The sequence below is a fragment of the Variovorax sp. WS11 genome, assembly GCF_010499245.1.
Lineage (GTDB): Bacteria > Pseudomonadota > Gammaproteobacteria > Burkholderiales > Burkholderiaceae_C > Variovorax.
The window spans coordinates 2,911,819-2,934,638 of sequence record NZ_JAAGOW010000001.1; the positions used below are offsets into that span (position 1 = coordinate 2,911,819).

At 67.9% G+C, this 22,820-nt stretch carries 18 protein-coding genes and 2 pseudogenes; 14 read left to right on the forward strand and 6 right to left on the reverse strand.

The annotated features are described in order from the left end of the window. Positions 1-100: 100 nt before the first annotated feature. From GXN78_RS42215 to GXN78_RS14380, 7 genes are all read left to right on the forward strand, one after another. Complete coding sequence (locus tag GXN78_RS42215; RefSeq protein WP_343231021.1) at positions 101-1,264, forward strand: cytochrome c; 1,164 nt, start codon at positions 101-103, stop codon at positions 1,262-1,264. A 145-nt stretch (positions 1,265-1,409) separates the two neighbouring features. After that, positions 1,410-2,594, forward strand: a complete 1,185-nt coding sequence (locus tag GXN78_RS14355; RefSeq protein ID WP_106560360.1) for a fumarylacetoacetate hydrolase family protein — start codon at positions 1,410-1,412, stop codon at positions 2,592-2,594. Between the two features lie 146 nt (positions 2,595-2,740). After that, positions 2,741-3,550, forward strand: coding sequence for a helix-turn-helix transcriptional regulator (locus GXN78_RS14360; protein ID WP_106560361.1), 810 nt, complete (start codon positions 2,741-2,743; stop codon positions 3,548-3,550). Positions 3,551-3,644: 94 nt separating this feature from the next. Then, positions 3,645-4,664 (forward strand): aromatic ring-hydroxylating dioxygenase subunit alpha, encoded by a 1,020-nt coding sequence (locus GXN78_RS14365; RefSeq protein WP_106560362.1) that lies wholly within the window; start codon positions 3,645-3,647, stop codon positions 4,662-4,664. Between the two features lie 42 nt (positions 4,665-4,706). Continuing rightward, positions 4,707-5,687, forward strand: a complete 981-nt coding sequence (locus tag GXN78_RS14370; protein ID WP_239142713.1) for a tripartite tricarboxylate transporter substrate-binding protein — start codon at positions 4,707-4,709, stop codon at positions 5,685-5,687. A gap of 125 nt (positions 5,688-5,812) precedes the next feature. Next, on the forward strand, positions 5,813-6,922 hold the full coding sequence (locus GXN78_RS14375) for an ABC transporter substrate-binding protein (RefSeq protein WP_106560363.1): 1,110 nt from the start codon (positions 5,813-5,815) through the stop codon (positions 6,920-6,922). A gap of 153 nt (positions 6,923-7,075) precedes the next feature. Next, positions 7,076-8,287 carry a Fic family protein gene (locus GXN78_RS14380; RefSeq protein ID WP_106560364.1) on the forward strand — a complete coding sequence of 404 codons (1,212 nt, stop codon included), beginning with the start codon at positions 7,076-7,078 and terminating at the stop codon, positions 8,285-8,287. 10 nt (positions 8,288-8,297) lie between these two features. On the opposite strand, the pseudogene GXN78_RS14385 reads toward GXN78_RS14380, so the two are convergent. Continuing rightward, a pseudogene (locus GXN78_RS14385) lies at positions 8,298-9,832 on the reverse strand (YifB family Mg chelatase-like AAA ATPase). 155 nt (positions 9,833-9,987) lie between these two features. On the opposite strand from GXN78_RS14385, the gene GXN78_RS14390 reads away from it, so the two are divergent. The 6 genes from GXN78_RS14390 to glcF all read left to right on the forward strand — a co-directional run bounded on the left by GXN78_RS14390 (position 9,988) and on the right by glcF (position 16,191). After that, positions 9,988-10,812 (forward strand): TorF family putative porin, encoded by an 825-nt coding sequence (locus GXN78_RS14390; protein WP_106560365.1) that lies wholly within the window; start codon positions 9,988-9,990, stop codon positions 10,810-10,812. Positions 10,813-10,879: 67 nt separating this feature from the next. After that, positions 10,880-11,218: a P-II family nitrogen regulator gene (gene glnK, locus GXN78_RS14395; protein WP_106560366.1), complete on the forward strand. Its 339-nt coding sequence runs from the start codon at positions 10,880-10,882 to the stop codon at positions 11,216-11,218. 26 nt (positions 11,219-11,244) lie between these two features. Further along, positions 11,245-12,780, forward strand: a complete 1,536-nt coding sequence (gene amt / locus GXN78_RS14400; protein ID WP_181360674.1) for an ammonium transporter — start codon at positions 11,245-11,247, stop codon at positions 12,778-12,780. Positions 12,781-12,915: 135 nt separating this feature from the next. After that, positions 12,916-13,839, forward strand: a complete 924-nt coding sequence (locus GXN78_RS14405) for an SMP-30/gluconolactonase/LRE family protein (RefSeq protein ID WP_106560367.1) — start codon at positions 12,916-12,918, stop codon at positions 13,837-13,839. A 29-nt stretch (positions 13,840-13,868) separates the two neighbouring features. Next, on the forward strand, positions 13,869-14,963 hold the full coding sequence (gene glcE / locus GXN78_RS14410; RefSeq protein WP_106560368.1) for a glycolate oxidase subunit GlcE: 1,095 nt from the start codon (positions 13,869-13,871) through the stop codon (positions 14,961-14,963). Position 14,964: 1 nt separating this feature from the next. Further along, positions 14,965-16,191, forward strand: a complete 1,227-nt coding sequence (glcF, locus tag GXN78_RS14415; protein ID WP_106560369.1) for a glycolate oxidase subunit GlcF — start codon at positions 14,965-14,967, stop codon at positions 16,189-16,191. A gap of 48 nt (positions 16,192-16,239) precedes the next feature. Here glcF and GXN78_RS14420 read toward each other — a convergent pair whose 3' ends face one another. Beyond that, positions 16,240-17,409, reverse strand: a complete 1,170-nt coding sequence (locus GXN78_RS14420) for an NHL repeat-containing protein (protein WP_164255467.1) — start codon at positions 17,407-17,409, stop codon at positions 16,240-16,242. A gap of 374 nt (positions 17,410-17,783) precedes the next feature. Next, complete coding sequence (locus GXN78_RS40835; protein ID WP_204162225.1) at positions 17,784-19,202, reverse strand: NHL repeat-containing protein; 1,419 nt, start codon at positions 19,200-19,202, stop codon at positions 17,784-17,786. A gap of 246 nt (positions 19,203-19,448) precedes the next feature. On the opposite strand from GXN78_RS40835, the gene GXN78_RS14430 reads away from it, so the two are divergent. Continuing rightward, entirely contained in the window at positions 19,449-19,886 is a 438-nt protein-coding gene (locus GXN78_RS14430; RefSeq protein ID WP_239142714.1) for a carboxypeptidase regulatory-like domain-containing protein, read from the forward strand. 71 nt (positions 19,887-19,957) lie between these two features. On the opposite strand, the gene GXN78_RS14435 is transcribed toward GXN78_RS14430, so the two are convergent. From GXN78_RS14435 to lplT, 3 genes and pseudogenes are all read right to left on the reverse strand, one after another. Beyond that, positions 19,958-20,443: a glutathione peroxidase gene (locus GXN78_RS14435; protein WP_106560371.1), complete on the reverse strand. Its 486-nt coding sequence runs from the start codon at positions 20,441-20,443 to the stop codon at positions 19,958-19,960. Continuing rightward, positions 20,440-21,347: pseudogene (locus GXN78_RS14440) on the reverse strand (DMT family transporter). Before GXN78_RS14440 ends, GXN78_RS14435 begins: the two are co-directional and overlap by 4 nt. A gap of 13 nt (positions 21,348-21,360) precedes the next feature. Further along, positions 21,361-22,665, reverse strand: coding sequence for a lysophospholipid transporter LplT (lplT, locus tag GXN78_RS14445; protein ID WP_106559443.1), 1,305 nt, complete (start codon positions 22,663-22,665; stop codon positions 21,361-21,363). Positions 22,666-22,820: the final 155 nt, after the last annotated feature.

Sequence of the window (22,820 nt, forward strand, 5' to 3'; positions counted from 1 at the left end):
CCTCATCATCGGCGGCCTCGGCCTCATCGCCGGGCTCCTCGGCTGGCGCTCCACCATCGCCCCCGTCACCCTCAGCGCCCCCGTCTACAGCCAATCCACCATCGACCGCGGCCGCACCCTCGCCGCCCTCGGCGACTGCGCCGTCTGCCACACCGCCCCCGGCGGCACGCCCAACGCCGGCGGCCGCGCCATGGACACGCCCTTCGGCACCCTCCACACCACCAACCTCACGCCCGACCCCGACACCGGCCTCGGCCGCTGGTCCTTCAGCGCCTTCCAGCGGGCCATGCGTGAGGGCATCTCGCGCGACGGCCACCACCTCTACCCGGCCTTCCCCTACACCGCCTTCGCCAAGACCAGCGACGACGACCTGCAGGCGCTCTACGCCTACTTCATGTCGCTTCCGCCGGTGCAGGCGCCCACGCCGAAGTCTTCGCTGAACTTCCCCTTCGGCATCCGTCCGCTGATGGCCGGCTGGAACGCGCTCTTCCACGATCCCGCCCCCCTGCAGCCGAACCCGCGGCAGAGCGCCGAATGGAACCGCGGCGCCTATCTGGTCGACGGCCTGGGCCATTGCGGCGCCTGCCATACCCCACGCAACGCGCTGGGCGCGGAGCAGGGCGGCGGCGCCTACCTGTCGGGCGCGATGGTCGAGGGCTGGGAGGCGCCCGCGCTCACGGGCCTGGCCTCGAAGTCGGCCGTGCCCTGGAACGCCGAATCGCTCTACCGCTACTTGCGCAACGGCCACAGCCCCCAGCACGGCACGGCCGGCGGCCCGATGGCGGAGGTGGTTCGCGAGCTGGCCCAGGTGCCCGACACGGACATCCGCGCCATGGCCACCTACCTGGCCTCCTTCAATGCGCAGACCAGCGAGGCCGAGGCCCGTGCGCAGGCGCAGCGCGCGGTCGCCACCGCCGCCGCGCGCCAGGGCCCGCTGCTCGGCCCGGCCCAGCGCCTGTTCGACGGCGCCTGCGCCGCCTGCCACCACGACGGCAACGGGCCCACGCTGCTCGGCGCCAACGTGCCGCTCGCGCTCAACAGCAACCTCACGAGCGCGCGCCCCGACAACCTGCTGCGCACCATCCTCGATGGCGTGCGCGAGCCGGCCACGCGCGACATCGGCTTCATGCCCGCCTTCCGCGAGGCGCTCAGCGATGCGCAGATCGCCGAGCTGGCCGGCTACATGCGCGCGCGCTTCGCGCCGCAGGAGCCGGCATGGACGGATCTGCAGTCGGAGGTCGCGCGGGTGCGAGGCGACGAATGAATAAGGACTGAGCGGAACGCGAAGAACGGGAAGCTTTCGCGAAGGACGCGAAAAAGACATACAGAATGGTCTTCCTGGATTCCTTTGCGTCCTTGGCGAAACCTTCGCGTCCTCTGCGTCGGGTACCCGATTTTTTGGAGACAACATGCCCCAGACCCTCTCGTCCGCCACCAGCCTGCCACGCGACGCCGGGCGCGCCGCCCTGATCGGCCGTCTCTGGCAACCCGATGTCGGGCCCACGCCGGTGGTGGTGCACGAGGGCGGCTTGCACGACCTGACGCGCCTGGCGCCCACCACCAGCCAGCTCCTCGAGCTCGACGATCCCGTGGGCCTGGTGCGCCAGGCCCTACGCGACAACGACGCGCCGCGCATTGCGGCGCTCGACGCTTCGCTGGCCAACAGCAACGAGGCCGCGCGCGATCCCGAACTGCCCTGGCTGCTCGCCCCCTGCGACCTGCAGGCGGTGAAGGCCAGCGGCGTGACCTTCGTCGCCAGCCTGCTGGAGCGCGTGATCGAGGAGCAGGCGCGCGGCGATGCCTCCCGGGCCGAAACCATCCGCGCCGCGCTCGGCGGCGTGCTGGGCGACAACCTCGCCGGCATCGTGCCCGGCTCGCCGCAGGCAGCTCAGGTCAAGGAGGTGCTGATCGCGCAGGGCGCCTGGTCGCAGTACCTCGAGGTCGGCATCGGCCCCGATGCCGAGATCTTCACCAAGGCGCCGGTGCTGTCGGCGGTCGGCACCGGTGCCGACGTCGGCATCCATTCCGGCTCGGTCTGGAACAACCCCGAGCCCGAGGTGGTGCTGGCGGTCGACAGCCGCGGCCGCACCCTGGGCGCGGCGCTGGGCAACGACGTCAACCTGCGCGACTTCGAAGGCCGCAGCGCGCTGCTGCTGGGCAAGGCCAAGGACAACAACGCCTCCTGCGCGATCGGCCCCTTCATACGCCTGTTCGACACGCATTTCGGCATCGACGACGTGCGCCGCATCACGGTGGCGCTGCGCGTCGCCGGGCCCGAGGGTTTCGCGCTCGAGGGATCGAGCTCGCTCGCGCAGATCAGCCGCGATCCGCTGGACCTGGTCTCGCAGGCCATCGGGCCGCATCACGCCTACCCGGACGGGCTGATGCTCTTCCTCGGCACCATGTTCGCGCCCACGCAGGACCGCCACGGCCCGGGTCAGGGCTTCACCCACGTGGTGGGCGACCGCGTCACCATCTCGGCGCCCGAACTCGGCGCGCTGGAGAACCGCGTGGTGCATGCCGATCAGGCGGCGCGCTGGTCCTTCGGCATTGGTGCGCTGATGCGCAACCTGGCGGGGCGCGGTCTTCTCTAGCGCCTGGCGTTGCAACAAAACCTAGCACTCGGAGTGCAATAAAACCTAGCAGTCAGTTATCCCGCGCCGGCCAGAAGAGCGGAAAGCGGGTTTGTCCCGAGCCCCGTGGTCTTCGCGCGCCACGGCCGCGACCGGACAATGGCCGCATGCCTGCCACCTGGCGCGTCCCCGCCGTTCCCCACCAGCACACGCTCGACCTGCACGCGGTTTCGCTGCTGCTGGAGGCGCCGCGCGAGGCGGAGCCGACGCGCGCCATGCTGCATTTCCTCAACGCGCTGTTGCCGGTCGACTACATCAGCCTGGTCTCGCACATGGAGGATCCACCGGCGCTGCTCGAAGGGCATGCCTTCGGCGCCGGGCTGCGCAACGTCACCGGCCAGTGCTTCGACAAGTACCGCCGCCATTTCTACCTCTTCGACGATGCAATCCGCATCGCCGGGCAGATGCGCGCGCAGCCCGGCGAGAACGCGGAGGTGACGGCGCTGCGCTTCCGCGCCGGCGAAATCCCCGACTCCGGCTGGCGCCACCGCATCTACGAGCGCGAGCATCTGTCGGACCGGCTCACGCTGCTCTTCACGCCGGCGCCGCGCACCGCCTTCTCGATCAACCTCTACCGCAGCGAGGCCAAGGGCGCCTTCGCCGCGCAGGAGATCGAGCGCGTGCTGGCCGTTGCGCCGCTGCTTCGCCAGGTGCACCGCAATGCCGTCGGCACCGGCGCGGCCGCGCGCCAGATGGCCACGCGCGTCGCGCTCGCGCGGGCACGGCTCGACGCGCGCGACGCCGCACTCAGCCCGCGCGAGCTCGACGTCTGCGCGCGCATCGCCTGCAGCATGACGGCCGACGGCATCGCGGCCGACCTGGACATCGCGGCCTCCACCGTGCTCACGCTGCGCAAGCGCGCCTACCTCAAGCTCGACATCCACGACCGCGCCGAGCTGATCCGCCTGGCTGCCTGAGGGCAGGGCACTGTCCCCTGCGCAGGGGACGCGGGCGCGAGGCCCTGCGCGCCACCATCAGCTGGCCCCACAACCACCGATGGAGACAAGCGCAATGTTCCTGCGCAACTGCTGGTATGTCGTCGCCTGGGACCGTGAGGTTCCGGCCGACGGCCTCTTCAACCGCACCGTGATCGGCGAGCCGCTGCTGCTGTTCCGGCGCGCCGACGGCAGCATCGTCGCGCTGGAGGATCGCTGCTGCCACCGGCTGGCGCCGCTCTCCAAGGGCCGCAAGGAAGGCGATTGCGTGCGCTGCGGCTACCACGGCCTCAAGTTCGATGCCGAGGGCGTCTGTGTCGAGGTCCCCGGCCTCGAGAGCGTGCCACCCAAGGCGCGCGTGCGCAGCTATGCGGTGGCGCTGCGCCATGCCTGGGTCTTCGTGTGGATGGGCGATCCGGCCCTGGCCGATCCGGCGCTGCTGCCCGACAACTTCTCCTGCGAGCATGCCGACTGGCGCAACATCCCCGACTACCTGCACTACGACACGCCCCACCTGCTGATCTGCGACAACCTGCTGGACTTCTCGCATCTGAGCTACGTGCATGAGAAGACGCTGGGCAACTCCACCGCGATCGCGCGGGTGCGGCCCGAGATCGAGAAGATCCCGCGCGGCCTGCGCGTCAGCCGCAAGGTCCGCGACGTGCCGCCGCCCGCCTACTGGGCACGGGCGCGCGACTTCGGCGGCGGCCATGTGGACCGCTGGTTCATCTACGACTTCCTGCTGCCCGGCACGCTGCTGATGCACTCGGGCGGCCGCCCCACCGGCGATGCCGAGGGCGACATGCGGCGCGCGGTCGAGCTTCACAGCTGCCAGGCGCTAACGCCTGAGACCGAGAGCAGCACCCACTACTTCTTCCAGCAGTCGCACCGCGCCGGGCTGGGCGGCGAATGGCTGACGAAGATGATTCACGACGGCCTGGTCGTCGCCTTCGACGAGGACCGCGACATGATCACCGCGCAGGCCCGCAACATCGAGCGCGGGCCCGAGGCCCCGATGCTGCCGCTTGCGATGGACGCGGCACTCATGCAGTTCCGCCGCCTGCTGGCGCAGGCGATCGAGGCCGAGCGGGCCTGAGGCGCCGCTGGGCGCCCTTTCATCCATCACCGGAGACCCACCATGTTCAGGACCTGGATGGCTGCCTGCTGCCTGGCCGCCCTGCCGCTTTGCGCGTTCGCGCAGACCGCGCCCTCGCCGCTCCCCGCCAAACCCGTGCGGCTGGTCGTGCCCTATCCGGCCGGCGGCGCCACCGACTTCGTCGCACGTCTGGTCGGCGAGCGCCTGGCCAAGCGCCTGGGGCAGCCCGTGGTGGTGGACAACAAGCCCGGCGCCGCCGGCGCGCTGGGCGCCGCCGAGGTGGCGCGCGCGCCGGCCGACGGCAGCGTGCTGCTGCTGACCATCACCGATTCGCAGATCAACAACACGGCCCTCTTCAAGGCGCTGCCCTACGACCCGCAGAAGGACTTCGCCTTCGTCACGCAGATCGTGCGCAGCCCGGCGCTCATCTCCGCCAACGCCGATCTGCCGGCGAAGAGCATCGACGAGCTGCGCCGCCTCGCAGCGCGTCAGCCCGCGAGCCTGAGCTATGCCTCCTGGGGCGTCGGCGGGCTCGGCCACCTGGCCGGCGAATCGCTCAACCGCGAGCTCAAGGCGGGCATGGTGCATGTGCCGCAGAAGGGCGAGGGCCCGGTGGTGACCGACCTGCTGTCGAAGACGGTGAGCATCGGCCTTTCGTCGGTGGCGAGCGCCAAGCAGCATGTGCAGGCGGGCAAGCTGGTGCCGCTGGCCGTGCTGGGCCGCGAGCGCTCGACGGCCTTGCCGCAGGTGCCGACGCTGCGCGAGCTCGGCTTCACCGACCCGTTCTACGACACCAATGTGTGGCTCGGCGTGCTGGCGCCGGCGCGCACGCCGCCGGCCGTGGTGCAGCGGCTCGCGGCCGAGATTCGCGCCATCGTCGCCGCCGAGGACGTGCGCCCGGTGCTGGTCGAGCGCGGCTTCGAGATCATGAACACCACGCCCGAGCAGTTCGCCGGCGGCTACCGAGCTGAGTTCGAGGTGATCACGCAGCGCATCCGCGCCTTCGGCATCGAGGCCCAGTAGGGAGCGGAAACACAGTAAGACAATTTCCTCAAGGGTTTCTTCCCGAACGGCCAGAGGCGAGGCTGGTAACAATTGTTCACAATCTGTGCCGCGCGTTTTCACGCCCGGCCCCTTTGGAGGAGCCCATGAAAACCGTGCGAGTTCTTTGCTGTGCCGCTGCGCTCGTCTTGAGCGCCGCGAATGCGGCCGCCCAGATCCTGATCGGCCAGTCCGCCGACATGTCGGGGCCCGTCGCGGCCAGCGTGAGGGAGACCATCGCCGGCTCGCAACTGGTCATCGACCACGTCAATGCGCAGGGCGGCATCCACGGCGAGAAGGTCGAGGTGATCCGCCTGGACGACGGGCTGGACCCGAAGCGCTCCGCGGAGAACTCGCGCATCCTGATCGAAGACAAGAAGGTGATCGCGTTGCTGCTCAACCGCGGCACGCCCAATGCACTGGCCGTCATCCCGCTGCTCGACAAGAGCGGTACCCCGCTGATCGGGCCGTCCACCGGCGCGATGTCGCTGCACAAGCCGGTGCAGAAGCTCGTGTTCAACGTGCGCTCCACCTATCAGCGCGAGGCCGAGAAGGCGGTCCTGCATTTGCACACGGTGAGCATGCAGCGCATCGCCGTGGTCCAGGCCGACGACTCCTTCGGCAAGGACGCGATGGAAGGCGCGATGAAGGGCTTCGACAAGGCGGGCCTGAAGCCGGTCGCGCTGGCGCTGGCCGACCGCAACAAGCCCGACTACGCCACCATCGTGCCCAAGCTCACCGCCGCCAACGCGCAGGCCGTGCTGTGGATCGGCTCGGGCACGGCCGTCACCGAAGGCATCAAGGCGCTGCGCGCGGCGGGTTCCGCGGCGCAGGTCATCACGCTGTCGAACAACGCGGCCTCGGGCTTCATCAAGGAACTGGGCAGCGCCAGCGGCGGCGTGGTCGTCATGCAGGTGCTGCCCTCGGAGCGTGCGATGGCGCATCCGCTGATCAAGGAGGCCTCGGACCTGGCCAAGGCGAAGGGCGATATCGAGCTCTCGCCGGCGCTGCTCGAGGGCTTCGTCGCGACCAAGGTGTTGGTCGAGGCGCTGCGCCGCGCTGGCCCCAAGCCCACGCGCGCCAAGCTGCTCGCGGTGCTCAACGACTTCCGCTACGACGCGGGCGGCGGCCTGGAGGTGGGTTACTCGCCTCAGGACCACACGGGTATCGACTACGTCGATCTGTCGATCATCAGCGGGGGGCGCTTCAAGCGCTGAGCGGTTGCGGCGCTGACTCATGCCCAGTACATGCGGGCGAACATCGGCAAAAAGATCGGCAAAAACGACCCCGAATCCTGGATGTAATGATCATGTAAGTCATTGTTTTTATTGGAATTTGCTTGTACCATCAGCCGGCAAAAAGATCGGCAAATGGCCTCCAGTCCTCCTGTACTCCTCAAGGTCTACGACCAGATCCATCAGTTCGAGCCTTTGCTGCCGCGGGCGCGCTTGGATGAGCTTTGTCTCGCCACCCGCGCCGTGGTCGAGAAGTCCCTCCGCCTGCAGGGGGCCGCGAGCGAATCGGCGCGGGAGGGCCTGCGAGAAGTCGTGCGTGCCATGAACTCCTACTACTCGAATCGCATCGAGGGGCAGAGCACGCATCCTGTGAACATCGACCGGGCGATGAGGCAGAACTTTTCGGACAAGCCTGCAGTCGCGAAGCTTCAGCGAATTGCTGTCGCGCATATCGAGGCCGAAAAGGAACTGGAACATCAGATGCCGGACCAAGCCGCCGTATTGCGCAGCGACTGGTTGCTGAAGAGCCATGCGTGCCTCTACGGCCGCTTGTCGGAGGAAGACCGTCGTACCGATGACGGCCATGTGGTTCAGCCGGGAATGCTTCGCACGGAGGAAGTCAGCATCGGCCACCATCAACCGCCGGCATGGCGGTCCGTGCCGGCATTCCTCGCGCGGATGGATGAGGTCTACGGGCGTGCCTGGGGATTCGATCCGATGCTGTATGCCATTGCGGCTCAACATCATCGGGCGGTGTGGACCCACCCGTTCCGCGATGGCAATGGGCGAGCGAGCCGGCTGCAGATGCACTGCGCACTCTGGCCGTTGACCGCAGGCCTCTGGTCGGTCAATCGCGGCTTGGCGCGCCAGCAGAACCGCTACTACGACCTGCTGTCCAATGCCGACATGGCGCGCCACGGCGATCTCGATGGCCACGGCAACCTGAGCGAGCGAATGCTCTGGGAGTGGTGCCGCTTCTTCATTCAGCTGTGCGAGGACCAGGTCACATTCATGACCAAGATGTTGAATCTGGACGAGCTGAAAGAGCGAATCAGAGGGCTGTTGCTGTACCGCAGTGCTTCCGGGTCCTACCAGGGCTATCGCCAGGAAGCCGTGTTGCCCTTGCATCACGTTCTGGCGGTGGGCCCGGTGACGCGCGGGGAGTTCGTCCAGATGACCGGCCTGGCGGAGCGGACGGGTCGAAAGCTGATGTCGCAGCTCTTGAAGGACGGCTTGCTGGTCAGCGACGGCCCCAAGGGGCCGGTCGGCATCGGTTTTCCGCTCGATGCCCTGCATCTGCTGCTGCCGAACCTCTATCCGGAGGCCGCGACGGCGTCCTTCGATTGAGGAAGCTTGATCATCCGGCGACCTGCAACGCACGCCGGTACTGCACCGCTTCCGCCACATGCCCCGCCTGCACCGTGCCTGCCCCCGCCAGGTCCGCGATCGTGCGGGCCAGCTTGAGCGCGCGATGCGTCCCGCGCGCCGACCAGCCCAGCCGCGACGCCGCCGCATGCAGGAACTGCAGGGCGGCGGCATCAAGCTGCGCGTGGCGGTCGATCTCCGCGCCTTGTAGCGCCTGGTTGGCCTTGCCCTGCCGGCGGATGGCGCGCTCACGCGCTTCGACGACGCGCACACGCACCTCGGCACTGGCTTCGCCGGCGGGGGTGTCGAGCAGTTGGGTCGCCGCCACCGCGGGCACCTCGATGTGCAGGTCGATGCGGTCCAGCAAGGGCCCGCTGAGCTTGCCTTGGTAGCGGGCCACCTGGTCCGGCGTGCGGCGGCAGGACTTGAGCGAGGAGCCCAGATAGCCGCAGGGGCATGGGTTCATGGCCGCCACCAACTGGAAGCGAGCCGGGAACTCGGCACGCCGCGCCGCCCGCGCAATGGTGATGTTGCCGGTCTCCAGCGGCTCGCGCAGCGCCTCGAGCGCGCTGCGCTGGAACTCGGGGAACTCATCGAGGAACAGCACGCCGTTGTGCGCCAGCGAGATTTCCCCCGGCCGCGGCGGCGAGCCGCCGCCCACCAAGGCCACCGCGCTGGCGCTGTGGTGCGGGCTGCAGGTCGGCCGCACGCGCCAGCGCTCGACGGCGAAGCGGCCCTGCAAACTGGCCACTGCGGCGCTCTCCAGTGCCTCGTCCACGCTCATTTCCGGGAGCAGACCGGCGAAGCGCTGGGCCAGCATCGACTTGCCGGAACCCGGCGGGCCCACCATCAGCAGGCTGTGCTGGCCTGCCGCGGCGATTTCCAGGGCGCGTCTCGCACCCGCATGACCCTTGACCTCCGCCAGATCGGCCACGGCCGCCGCCGGCCCGGCGGCGGCAGGCAATGCGCGATGCCAGCCATCGTCCGCCGCCTCGCCCGGCACCGGGCCGCCCGGCAGGAACTGCCGCACCACATCGAGCAGGTGGGCCGCACCGTAGATCTCGGCACCGGGCACCAGGGCGGCCTCGCGCGCGCTCTCGGCCGGCAGCACCAGTCGCGTCGCAACGCCCCCGCCATGCAACGCCAGCGCCATCGCGAGTGCACCACGCACGGGCCGCAGATGCCCTGAAAGCGAGAGCTCCCCGGCGAACTCGTGGCCGGCCAGCCGTGCCGCCTCGATCTGTCCCGCGGCCGCCAGGATGCCCAGGGCGATCGGCAGGTCGAAGCGCCCGAGTCCTTCGGCAGGTCGGCCGGCGCCAGATTGACTGTGATCCTCTTGTTGCTCGGGAATTCGAGGCCGGCGTTCTGGATGGCGGCGCGCACGCGCTCGCGCGCTTCCTTGACCTCCACATCAGCCAGGCCCACCAGCGTGAAGCTGGGCAGGCCATTCGCCAGATGCACCTCAACCGTGACACTCGCCGCTTCCAGGCCCAGCAAAGCACGGCTTTGCACCAAAGACAGACTCATTTTTCTCCCTTTTCACCAAGATGGTGCAACCATCACTTGTTCATGCGCCTCCATGCACCTCTCTCAGGCTCCGCGACACACGGCTGCGAGATTTGGCACGCTCCCTGCTTTGAATCGGTATCCAACCATTTCAAAACTGACCGAGGAGTCTCCCGATGATGCACCGTAAAACCGCGTCCGCCTTGGCTGTGGCCGCGCTGGCAGCCCTTCCCATGCTGGCAAGCGCCCAGCTGACAGGCAACGTTTCCCTGACCAGCAACTACAAGTTCCGCGGCCAGGACCAGGACGTGCTCGGCAGCGGCGGCTTCGCCAAGACCAAGGGCTTCAAGCCCGCCATCCAGGGCGGCTTCGACTATGCCTTCGGCGAGAGCGGCTTCTACATCGGCAACTGGAACTCCAGCGTCAACTGGCTCAACGGCAACAGCATCGAGAGCGACATCTATGGCGGCTACAAGTTCAAGGCCGGCGTGTTCGACCTCGACTTCGGCGTGCTCAGCTACATCTACCCGGGCAACGCCCGCGGCAACACCACCGAGCTGTACGGCGCGGGCACCTGGGCCGACGAGGCCATCGGCTCGTTCACGCTGAAGTACTCGCACACCGTATCCAAGGACTACTTCAACTACGCCGGCGAGCGCGACGGCTCGGGCCTGAAGGGCCGCAACACCGGCTACCTGAACCTGAGCTACACGAAGGAGATCGTGCCCAAGGTCACGTTGAAGGCGGCGGTGGGCTACACGCACATGAGCAGCGACATCCGCAGCCTGGGCTACAAGAGCTACGTGGACTACAACGTGGGCGCCTCCTACGACTTCGGCAACGGCCTGTCGCTGGCCGGCTCGGTGCAGGGCGCCAACAAGAAGAGCTCGTACCTGCTGGTGTCCAGCCCGGGCATCGACCTGGGCTTCGGCCCGGTCGGCGTGCAGACCTGGTCGCCCAACAAGGCGCGGTTCATCGTTACGCTGACCAAGACGCTCTGATCCAGGCCAGGCGTCCCGATCCATCCATCCTGAGGAGAACCATCGTGAAATCTGTGGGGGAAACATCATGAAGCTGGTTACAGCCATCATCAAGCCGTTCAAGCTCGACGAGGTGCGCGAGGCGCTTTCGACGATCGGCGTCCAGGGCATCACCGTGACGGAAGTCAAGGGATTCGGCCGCCAGAAGGGCCACACCGAGCTCTACCGCGGCGCCGAGTACGTGGTCGACTTCCTGCCCAAGGTCAAGATCGAGGCCGCCGTGGCCGACGATCTGGTCGAGCGCGTGATCGAGGCGGTCGAGGCCGCCGCGCGCACCGGCAAGATCGGAGACGGCAAGATCTTCGTCTACGACCTCGAGCAGGTCGTGCGCATCCGCACCGGGGAAACAGGCCGCGAAGCCCTTTGACTTCGAGGCACGAAAGAACAGATCCAATGAAAAAACTGCTTGTCTCTCTCGCCCTCGGGCTGGGCGTGCTCGTCGCCGGCACCGCCGGCTTTGCCCAGACCCCGCCGGCCCCGGCCGAAGCGCCTGCTGCCTCGGCCCCGGCTGCTGCCGCGCCCGCTGCACCTGCTGCAGCGGCCCCGGCCGCTCCCGCCGCCGCAGCACCCGCCGCCGATGCAGCGGCCGCGGCGCCGGCGCCTTCGTTCAACAAGGGCGACACCGCCTGGATGCTGCTGTCGACGCTGCTGGTCATCATGATGACCATCCCCGGCCTGGCCCTCTTCTACGGCGGCCTGGTGCGCAGCAAGAACATGCTGTCGGTGCTCATGCAGATCATGGTCACCTTCTCGATGATCGTGGTGCTGTGGCTGATCTACGGCTACAGCCTGGCCTTCACCGAGGGCAACTCCTTCATCGGCGGCTTCGACCGTCTCTTCATGAAGGGCATCTTCGACGCCGCCACCGGCACCTTCGCGCCGGGCGCGACCTTCAGCAAGGGCGTTTACATCCCCGAGTTGCTGTTCGCCGCCTTCCAGGCCACCTTCGCCGGCATCACCTGCTGCCTGATCGTGGGCGCCTTCGCCGAGCGCATCAAGTTCTCGGCCGTGCTGCTCTTCATGGCGCTGTGGTTCACCTTCAGCTATGCGCCGATCGCGCACATGGTCTGGTTCTGGATGGGCCCGGACGCCTACGCCAACAAGGACGTGGTCGACGCCATGAACGCCAAGGCCGGCCTGCTCTGGCAATGGGGCGCGCTCGACTTCGCGGGCGGCACCGTGGTGCACATCAACGCGGCCGTTGCCGGCCTGGTCGGCGCCTTCCTGGTGGGCAAGCGCATCGGCTACGGCAAGGAAGCCTTCACGCCGCACTCGCTGACGCTCACGATGGTCGGTGCCTCGCTGCTGTGGGTGGGCTGGTTCGGCTTCAATGCGGGCTCCGCACTCGAAGCCGGCACCAGCGCCGTGCTGGCCTTCATGAACACCTTCTCGGCCACGGCCGCGGCGGTGCTCGCCTGGTCCATCGGCGAAGCGCTGATGAAGGGCAAGGCCTCGATGCTGGGTGCCGCATCCGGCGCCGTCGCCGGCCTGGTGGCCATCACGCCGGCGGCCGGTAATGTCGGCCTGATGGGGGCGATCATCATCGGCTTCATCGCCGGCTTCGCTTGCCTTTGGGGCGTCAACGGCCTCAAGCGCATGCTCGGCGCCGATGACTCGCTGGACGTGTTCGGCGTGCACGGCGTGGGCGGCATCGTCGGCGCATTGCTGACCGGCGTGTTCAACACCCAGGCGCTCGGCGGCCCCGGCCTGGTGGGAGACTGGGTTACGGCCGGCGTGGTGTCCAACGGCATCGGCGCGCAAGTCTGGATCCAGCTCAAGGCCGTGCTGCTGACCGTCGTCTGGTCCGCAGTCGTTTCCTTCGTCGCCTTCAAGATCGTCGACCTCACCGTCGGCCTGCGCGTGAGCGAAGAGGAAGAGCGCGAGGGCCTGGACATCTCGGCCCACGGCGAAACCGCCTACAACCGCTGAAGCGAGGCGAGTGTGGGCCGCGCGCGGCCCGCACCCATCGCCTGCAGGAACAATTCAAAGCAAGAGTCTCCTTTGGATGTTCGGCCCGCAAGCGCCCTGGCGCGAGCGGGCCATTTTTTTGGCTAAGCTGCCGGCATGTGGACCGCCCTCGACGACAGCCTCTGCCAGCTCGGCGAATCGCCCTTCTGGCACCCCCATGAGCGCTCGCTCTACTGGCTCGACATCCCGGGCCGCGCCGTGTTGCGCACCCGCGGCGAGATCGGGGGCAAGCCCACGGTCGAGCGCTGGAGCCTGCCCACCGAGCCCGGCTGCATGGCGCCCGCGGCCCGCGGCGGCCTGGTGATCGCACTGCGCGATGGCATCTACCGTGCGCGCAAATGGGGCGGGGCGCTCACCGTTCTCGCGCACGTGGACCACGACGCGCGCAGCATGCGCTTCAACGACGGCAAGTGCGACGCGCAGGGCCGCTTCTGGGCCGGCACGCTCAACGAGGCCAAGGACCGCGCCAGCGGTGCGCTCTACTGCCTCGATGCGCGCGGTGGCCGCGCGCCGCAGCTGACCCGCATGGCTGAAGGCGTCACCACCGCCAACGGCCTGGCCTTTGCGCCCGATGCGGCAGCGCTCTACTGGGCCGACACCGCAGCGCACTGCGTGAGCGTGTGGGACTGGGATGCCCAGGCCAATCGCCTCGCGCGTCCCCGCGTTTTGCGCCAGTTCGAAGCCAAGCCAGAGGGCTGGTCGTCGACTTCCGCGCAGCGCTACCAGGGGCGGCCCGATGGCGCAACCGTCGACGCCGAGGGCTGCTACTGGGTCGCCATGTTCGAGGGCGGGCAGTTGCTGCGCTTCTCTCCCCTGGGCGAACAGGTGGCGGCGCTGCCCGTGCCGGTGCAATGCCCCACCATGCCCTGCTTCGGCGGCGACGATCTGCGCACGCTGTTCGTTACCAGCGCACGCCGCGGGCGGCCTGCCGATGAACTCGAGCAGAGGCCGGCTTCCGGGCAGGTGATCGCGATGCGTTCGGAAGTGTCAGGACTGCCCGTCCATTTCTTCGCGGAATGAAGCCGGTAGTGGGCGCTACCATCGTCCGCATGGATCCAGCCCTTCGCCAGATCGCCGAGCGCATTCGCGCCGCTGCCGCCGAGCGCACTGTGCTGCGCATTCGTGGCGCCGGCACCAAGGATTTTTACGGAGAGCCGCCGCGGGGCGAGCCGCTTTCCACCGGCGAGCTCCAGGGCCTCGTGAGCTACGAACCCAGCGAGCTTGTCGTCACTGTGCGCGCCGGTACGCCGCTGGCAGCGCTCGAAGCAGCATTGGCGGCGCAGGGCCAGTGCCTGCCTTTCGAGCCGCCGCGTTTCGAGCAAGGCGGCACGGTCGGTGGCATGGTCGCCGCGGGCCTCAGCGGCCCTGCGCGGGCCAGCGCCGGCGCCGTGCGCGACTACGTGCTGGGCGCCCAGCTTCTCAACGGCCGCGGTGAGCTGCTCAGCTTCGGCGGCCAAGTCATGAAGAACGTTGCCGGCTACGACGTCTCACGCGTGCTGGCCGGCTCGCTGGGCGTGCTGGGGCTGATCACGGAAGTCAGCCTGAAGGTGCTGCCCGTGCCGCCGGCCGAAGCCACGCTGGTCTTCGATTGCCACCAGGCCGATGCGCTGCGCCTGCTCAACGGCTGGGGCGGCCAGCCGCTGCCGCTCAATGCGAGCCGCTGGACGCATGAGCAGGGCCAGGGGCGGCTTTGGCTGCGCCTGCGTGGCGCGACGGCCGCGGTGGCGGCGGCCTGCACCCGCCTCGGCGGCGAGCGGCAGGACGATGCGCAGGCCCGCAGCGACTGGGAGGCCGCGCGCGATCTCCGGCTGCCCTGGTTCGACGCGCGCCAGGGCAAAGAGCTGTGGCGCCTGTCCGTGCCGCAGACCGCGCCGGTGCTTCCGCTGGAAGAGCCACCGCTGATCGAATGGCATGGAGGCCAGCGTTGGTATCAGGTGGCGCCCGGCGAGGGCGAGCGGCTCCGGGAAGCGGCCCGTTCCGCAGGCGGCCATGCAACGCTGTTCATGACCGCGGACGGCGCCGGCACCGCCACCCGCCGCTTCGATGCCCTGAGCGCACCGCTCAAGCGCATCCACGAGGCGCTGATGCGCGAGTTCGATCCCCATGCCGTGTTCGACCGCGCACGGCTCTTCCCCACGACTTGAGATGCAAACCGAACTCGCTCCCGAATTCAAGGGCACGCCCGACGGCGAAGAGGCCGAGGCCATCCTGCGCAAGTGCGTGCACTGCGGCTTCTGCACGGCCACCTGCCCGACCTACCAGCTGCTGGGCGACGAGCTCGACGGCCCGCGCGGGCGCATCTACCTGATCAAGCAGGTGCTCGAAGGCAAAGCGCCGACGCGCAGCACGCAGCTGCACCTGGATCGGTGCCTCACGTGCCGCAACTGCGAGAGCACGTGTCCGAGCGGCGTGCAGTACGGCCACCTGGTCGATATCGGCCGCAAGATCGTCGACGAGAAAGTGCAGCGGCCGCCGCTGGAAGGTGCGCTGCGGTGGACGCTGAAGGAGGCGCTGCCCTCGCCGCTCTTCGGTCCTGCGATGAAGCTGGGCCAGTCGGTGCGCGGCCTGTTGCCGGCCAAGCTCAAAGCCAAGGTGCCGGCGCCGCAGCCCGCCGGGGCGTGGCCCACGCGCAGTCATGCGCGCAAGATGCTCATGCTTGCCGGCTGTGTGCAGCCATCGATGGCGCCCAACATCAACAGCGCGACCGCGCGCGTGCTCGATGCCGCGGGCATCGAGGCGGTGATCGCGCCAACTGCCGGTTGCTGCGGTGCGGTGAAGTTCCATCTCAACGACCAGGAAGGCGGCAAGGCGCAGATGCGCGCCAACATCGATGCGTGGTGGCCCTACGTCGAGGACGGTGTGGTCGAAGCAATCGTGATGAACGCCTCCGGCTGCGGCGTCACCGTGCGCGAGTACGGCCATGTGCTGCGCGATGAGCCGGCCTATGCGCAGAAGGCCGCGCGCATCGGCGCACTCACGCGTGACCTGAGCGAGCTGCTGCCCGAACTGGTGCCGCTGTTGAAGGACCGCGTAAAGGCGCCGCCGGGCGTCTACGCCTACCACCCGCCGTGCACGCTGCAGCATGGGCAGAAGCTGCGCGGCGGCGTCGAGGTGAATCTGCGCGCACTCGGCTTCGACATTCAGGTCGCGAAGAACGAGTCGCATCTTTGCTGCGGCTCGGCCGGCACGTACTCCGTGCTGCAGCCCGAGCTGGCCTATGCGCTGCGCGACCGCAAGCTGGGCCATCTCGATCAGCTGCGGCCCACCGCCATCCTGTCGGCCAACATCGGCTGCATCACGCATCTGCAAAGCGGCAGTGCGCTGCCGGTGCGGCACTGGGCGGAAGTGCTGGACGAGGCACTGGGTTCCTGACTGGGATCACCCGAACTGCCCTCGAGTCATTGCGGTCCCGCAGCGGAGTTAGCGCACCGGTGTGATCTTGCGGATCGCATTGTCGGTGGCGACGTAAAGGTTGTCGCCGGCGTCCAACTTCACGTCCCAAGGATTGTTGAATTGCGCCGTGGTCCCAATGCCGTCGGCTAAACCTGCCGTTCCTGAACCGGCGAGTTTCGTGACGACTCCAGCCGGTGTGATCTTGCGAATCGCGTGGTTGCCCAGCTCCGAGACGTAGACATTGCCGCTGGTATCGACTGCAACGCTGGACGGAAAGCTGAATTGTGCGTTTGAGCTCGTGCCGTCCGCTGAGCCGGCCGTTCCTGTCCCGGCAAATCTTGCCACGACACCTGCCGGTGTGATCTTGCGAATCGCATGGTTCCAGGTGTCCGCCACGTAGACATTGCCGCTGGTATCGACCGTGAGGCTGTACGGCCAGTTGAATCGCGCAACCAGCCCGGCGCCATCGGTCGAGCCGGACGTGGTCGTGCCGGCCAGGGTGGAGACAACGCCATTCGGCGTGATCTTGCGAATCATGTGGTCATCCGCTACGTAGACGTTGCCGCTTGCATCGATTGCGAGGCCACTCGGATAGTTGAATTGCGCGGTACCGCCGGGGCCATCGGCCGAGCCTGCTGTTCCGGAGCCGGCCAGCGTGGTGACAACGCCGACCGGTGTGATCTTGCGGATCTTGTGGTTGATGTTCTCCGCCACGTAGACATTGCCGCTGAGATCCACCGCGATGCCCCATGGGCCATTGAACTGCGCCGCAGTACCGGTGTCGTCGGCGAAGCCTGCTGTTCCGGAGCCGGCCCAGGTAGTGACGACGCCGGCCGGAGTGATCTTTCGGATCCTGTTGTTGTTGAAATCCGCCACGTAGACATTGCCGCTGGGATCAACCGCTATGCCGTCTGGGCTATTGAACCGCGCGGCATTGCCGGTGTCGTCAGCGAAGCCTGGTGCAGCCGAGCCGGCAAGTGTCGAGACCTGCGCTTGCGCTTCGATGCAGGTCACCTGTACGCTGTTCACATCAGCCGTGGCGGTCCCGCTGCCGTTGCTCACGCTGCAGTTTTGCCATAGAGGCTGTGTGCCCACCGTCACCGCGTAGGCAGTATTGAAAGCCACGGGCGCAGCGAAGCTGAAGGCGCCATTGGTCGCCAGTGTCAGTGCATCACCGGCGTTGTCCAGCAGAACCAACTTGGTGTTGCTGGCCAGCCCCGTGAGAGCGCCGCCGATGGCATAGGTGGGAGGCGCCGTATCGCCAGCGGGAGGGAACTGCGCAGGTGCCGTGTCGCCAGCGGAAGGGATCTGCGCAGGTACCGTGTCGCCGGAGGCAGGTGCACTCGGAACGGAAGCCAGGAAGCCGCATGTTGAGCACCCGCCATCGCCTCCACCGCCACAAGCAGCGAGAGACAGGCAGAGGGCGGCCATGGCGAGGGGGCGGAGAGTGAGAAGTCTCATGTTCGATTGGCTCGATGGTTGATGGCGCCGAGTCGGATGGATTGCTCGTGCGTTCAGCGCCCCGATGCACGGGTGAATATTCGCGAGAGGAGGTGATGCATTCCGTTCTGTCAGCGCAACGGACTGATCTTGCGGACGCTGTAGTCGTCGAGCACGTAGACGTTGCCGCTGGCATCCACTGCGACGTCCAGCGGATCGTCGAACTGGGCTGTGAGGCCGAAGCCGTTTTCCGAGCCGTTCGTACCCGAGCCGGCAAGCGTGGTGACAACGCCGTTCGGCGTGATCTTGCGGATCTTGTTATTGCTGGAGTCCGCCACGTAGACGTTGCCGTCGGCGTCGAGGGCGATACCCCACGGGTAGTCGAATTGCGCAGCGATGCCGGTGCCGTCTGCGAAGCCTTGCGTCGAGCCGGCCAGAGTGGTGACGACACCATCGGGCGTGATCTTGCGGATAAGGTGGTTGGAGGCGTCGGCGACGTAGATATGGCCGCTGGCGTCGACCTTGAGCCCGTTCGGTCTGTCGAACGACGCAGCCGCTCCTTGGCCATCCGCCGCCCCTCGGCTCCCGGAACCGGCCACGGTCGTGACCGTTCCGTTCGGCGTGATCTTGCGGATCACGTTGTTGTCATAGTCCGCGACATAGACGTTGCCGCTCGAATCGATCGCCAACCCTGCCGGCCCGTTGAATTGGGCATCGGTACCGGTGGCATCGGTCCAGCCCTCCGTGGAACCGGCCAGGATGGAGGCATCACCGGTTGGCGTGATCTTGCGGATCACGTTGTTCTCGTAGTCCGCGACGTAGACATTGCCGCCGGCATCGACGACCACGCCAACGGAGTAGCCGGGCACAACCGAACCGGCCAAGGTGCTCACCTCGCCAGTCGGCGTGACCTTGCGGACCACAAAGTTGTCGGAGTCCATCACATAGATGTTTCCGCTGCCGTCCATCGCCATGCTTTGCGGGCTGTCGAACCTTGCTGCACCGCCCGTGCCGTCGGCCGAGCCCGTCGCCGAAGAGCCGGCCAAGGTCGAGACCAGCGCTTGCGCGTCGGCGCAGGACACCGCGACGCTGGTGACGTTGGCGACGGCGGTGCCGTTGCCATTGGCTATGCGGCAGGCTTGCCACAGAGGCTGGGTGGCGATCGTGACCGCGTAGCCGGTATTGAAGGTCACGGGCGCCGCGAAGCTGAATGCACCATTGGCTGCCAGCGTCAGGGTGTCGCCCGCGTTGTTCAGCAGAACCAGCTTGCTGTTGGCGGGCAGTCCTGTGAGCGAGCCGCCAATGACGTAACTGGGAGGCGTCGTGCCAGGCGGCGGCGGAGGCTCGGTCGAGGGCGTTTCGGTCGAAGGCGGGGTTGTCGGCGACGTGGGCGGTTGGGCCGTCGAGGGATCTGCCGATGCGCCCGCCAGGGAAGCCCCGAACCCGCAGGCTGCGCAACCGCCATCGCCGCCTCCGCCACAAGCGGCAAGACACAAGGAGAAGATGGCCGCGGCAAGGGCGCGGAGCGGCAGGGCGCGATAACTGATCATGGGTCTGTTCGAAGGCGTGGGGTCGGCGCCGACTTTGCTGATGCGCGCGGCGCCAAGGCGAGAGCCGAAGTGTGGCGAGCGGGCGCGGATTGCTTGCCGTCTTGCGACAATTCGTCAGATTGGCGATCCGCCTGAGCGGCATGTGCGCGGCGACGGTTTGATCGCACAAGCGAAGAGGCACTGGTCCGACCCGGGCCGGGTGGCAGCGCGGCACGATACGCATGTCTTCACTTCGGGAGCAAGACCATGCACAACCGCCCTCTCCACACGCTGTTCTTCGGCGCTGCGCTCGCATGCGCCTGCGCCACAGGGCCACTGGCGTCGCACGCGCAGACCGTCGACCCCGGCACCGGCACGCTGCCTGCCATGAAGGTGCAGGGCAACGCGCGCTTCGCCTGCGGCGGCATCGGCTCGGACGAGTCCAACGCCATGCGTGCCGCGATGAAGGACCATCCGCTCGCGCTGCTGTTCGCGCGCGCCGGCGGCGAGTACCTGGCCAACGTGGAAGTCACCATCAAGTCCGCCGGCGGCGACACCGCGCTCGCGATGCGCGCCTCCGGGCCCGTGTGCCTGGTCGACCTGCCGGCCGGCCGCTACACCGTCGAGGCCCGTACCGAGGGCATGACCAAGACGCACACGGTCATGGTCGGCCGCGGCTCGCAGACCGCGGATTTCCGCTTCTGAGCGAAGCTGCTCACTGGAGTACCTTCGCCTTCGGCTGCGGTGCTATTCGCCTTGGGAGCGGCCCGGCCGGCTCATGACGCCAGCGCCGCCTCGATGTCGCGCGTCATCGAGGCCGGCGTGTCCAGTGGCGCATAGCGCTTGAGGACGCGGCCGTCCTTGCCGACCAGGAACTTGGTGAAGTTCCACTTGATGGCCGTGCTGCCCAGCAGGCCCGGCGCTTCCTTCGCCAGCCACTTGTAGAGCGGCGTCGCGCCGGAGCCGTTGACCTCGATCTTCTCCATCATCGGGAAGCTCACGCCGTAGTTCTGCACGCAGAAGGCGCCGATCTCCTCGTTCGTGCCCGGGTCCTGGTTGCCGAACTGGTTGGATGGGAAGCCGAGCACCGCGAGGCCTTTTCCGGCGTATTTCTTGTGGAGCGCCTCCAGGCCTTCGAACTGCGGCGTGAAGCCGCATTTGCTGGCCGTGTTGACGATCAGGAGCACCTGGCCCTTGTACTTGGAAAGCGGCACCTCGCTGCCGTCGATCTGCCGGGCTTCGAAGTCGTAGACGCTGGTCATGATGGCTTGTCCTCCAGGATGCGGGAATGCCGATCATCCTCGCCGCCGTTCGTTCGTGCAAACGAGGACCACAGGGCCGCCAGCACGATCAGCGCGCCGCCGGCCCAGACGCGGGCATCCAGCGTGGCCGCGCCCAGCGCCACCGAGGAGACGCTGGCGAAGAGCACCTCCGACAGCATGATCCATATGGTGGCGCGCTGTCCGCTCAAACGCAGCGCCATACTGCAGGCGAACATTGGCGAGGCAAAGCCCGCCCAGGAATTGCCGCCCAGCCGCCACCCGCCGCCGCCGACAGCTGCAGCTGGCAGCGGCAGGTGATAACCGAGCGCGGTGCTGGCCGCCGGTCAGGCCCGCCACTCCAGCAGCCGGCGAACATGGCGAGCGCGCGCGATTCGCCGGGCGCCGGGCGCAAGCGGCGGAGCAGGATGTTGGCCAGCGCGAAGCTGAAGCCGGCCGCCACCCCCAGCCAGTCGGGCAGGCTCGCCGGCACCGGCCAGTCGGTCTCCGGCGTCTTGAGCACGACGGCCACGCCGGCGAGCGCAAGTGCCATGCGCGCGAGTGCCGAGGCGCTGGGCCGCTCGCCGAGGAAGATCCAGGCCAGCAGCACGCTCCACAAGGGCATCAGGTAGAACAGCAGCACCACCCGCACCACGTCGCCCTGCGTCACGGCCCAGTTGAAGCCCACGTTGGTGAAGCCGGCCGCCAGCCCCAGGAGCCACAGACCCGGCCACGTCGCGAAGGCTCGCCACGCATGGCGGCGCAGCCATCCCATGGCCAGCGCGATCAGCGCATAGATGAGGGCCGTGGCCCAGACGGGATGCAGGCCATGCGCCTCGATCTGGCGGAAGGGGAACCAGGAGACGCCCCAGACGAAGGCGTTGAAGACAAGCGCGAGAGCGGGCAAGGCAGCGATGGGCTCAGTGATGCTTGTCGCTGCGGGCGATCGCGAGCAGGTGCTCCACCTCTTCCGGATAGCGCTGCAGGTTGTTGCGATGCCAGCGCTTGATCAGCCACATGAAGCCCGCCACCACCAGCCCGAAGGCGGTAATGGCCCAGTAGGCCGACAGCCCGAGGCCGGTGCAGGCGCTGTAGAACGCGCCGAGGATCAGGATGCAGGCCTGCTCGTTGAAGTTCTGCACCGCGATCGAGCGGCCGGCGCCCATCAGGTTGTGGCCGCGGTGCTGCAGCAGCGCATTCATCGGCACCACCAGGAAGCCGCCCAGGCCGCCTAGCAGGATAAGGAAGGGCACCGCGATCCAGATGTTGCCGATGAAGTTCATCCCGATCAGCAGGATGCCCATGCTGATGCCCATCGGGATCACGCGCGTGGCCATGTCCAGGCGCATGCGCATCGACGCCACCACCGCGCCCACCGCGGTGCCGATGGCCACCACGCCGGTCAGCGAGGACGCCTGCGCCGTGCTGTAGCCCAGCGCCAGCGAGGCCCAGGCCAGCACGATGTACTTGAGGTTGCCGCCCGCGCCCCAGAAGAGCGTGGTGGTCGCCAGCGAGATCTGGCCCAGCTTGTCGCGCCACAGGCGCGAGTTGCAGTGCCAGAAGTCCGGCAGCAGCGCCAGCAGGTTGCGCAGCATGCCCTGCTGCGCATTGGCGCGCAGCGGCCGCATCTCGACGCCGGTGTCGGGGATGCGCGTGTTGAACCAGGCCGCGATGATGTAGACGAGGATCAGCGCGGAAATCGCCGCCTCGGGCGGGGTGTCGATGCCGGTGTCGAACACCGGCAAGTCCAGCCCGAGCAGCCGGGTCGACAGCGCATGCCCCACCAGCTGCCCGCCGAGCACGATGCCCAGGATGATCGAGGCGATGGTCAGGCCCTCGATCCAGCCGTTGGCCTTGACCAGCTGCGAGGCCGGCAGCAGCTCGGTCAGGATGCCGTACTTGGCCGGCGAGTAGGCGGCCGCGCCCAGGCCGACCACCGCATAGGCCCAAAGCGGATGGCCGCCGAACAGCATCATCACGCAGCCCACCACCTTGATCGCATTGCTGATGAACATCACGCGACCCTTGGGCAGCGCATCGGCGAAGGCGCCGACCAGCGGCGCCAGTGCCACGTAGAAGATGGTGAAGATCGGGACCAGTGCCGCGCGCTGCCACTCGGGCGCGCCACCGCTTCGCATCAATTCCACCGCCGCAACGAAAAGCGCGTTGTCGGCCAGCGACGAGAAGAACTGGGCCGACATGATGGTGTAGAAACCGCGCTTCATCGATGGGCTGGCTGGCCAGGAGGTGGGCTGCTGGCAATAGTGGAAATTGGCCGCGGTACTGGCGGAAATGCGCGGTTATAGCATGGGGGTGCAATGTCAAAATGAGGTCGCGTCCCGCGTCCTCCGGGTGTTTGTCCTCATGTCCTGAACGGGTT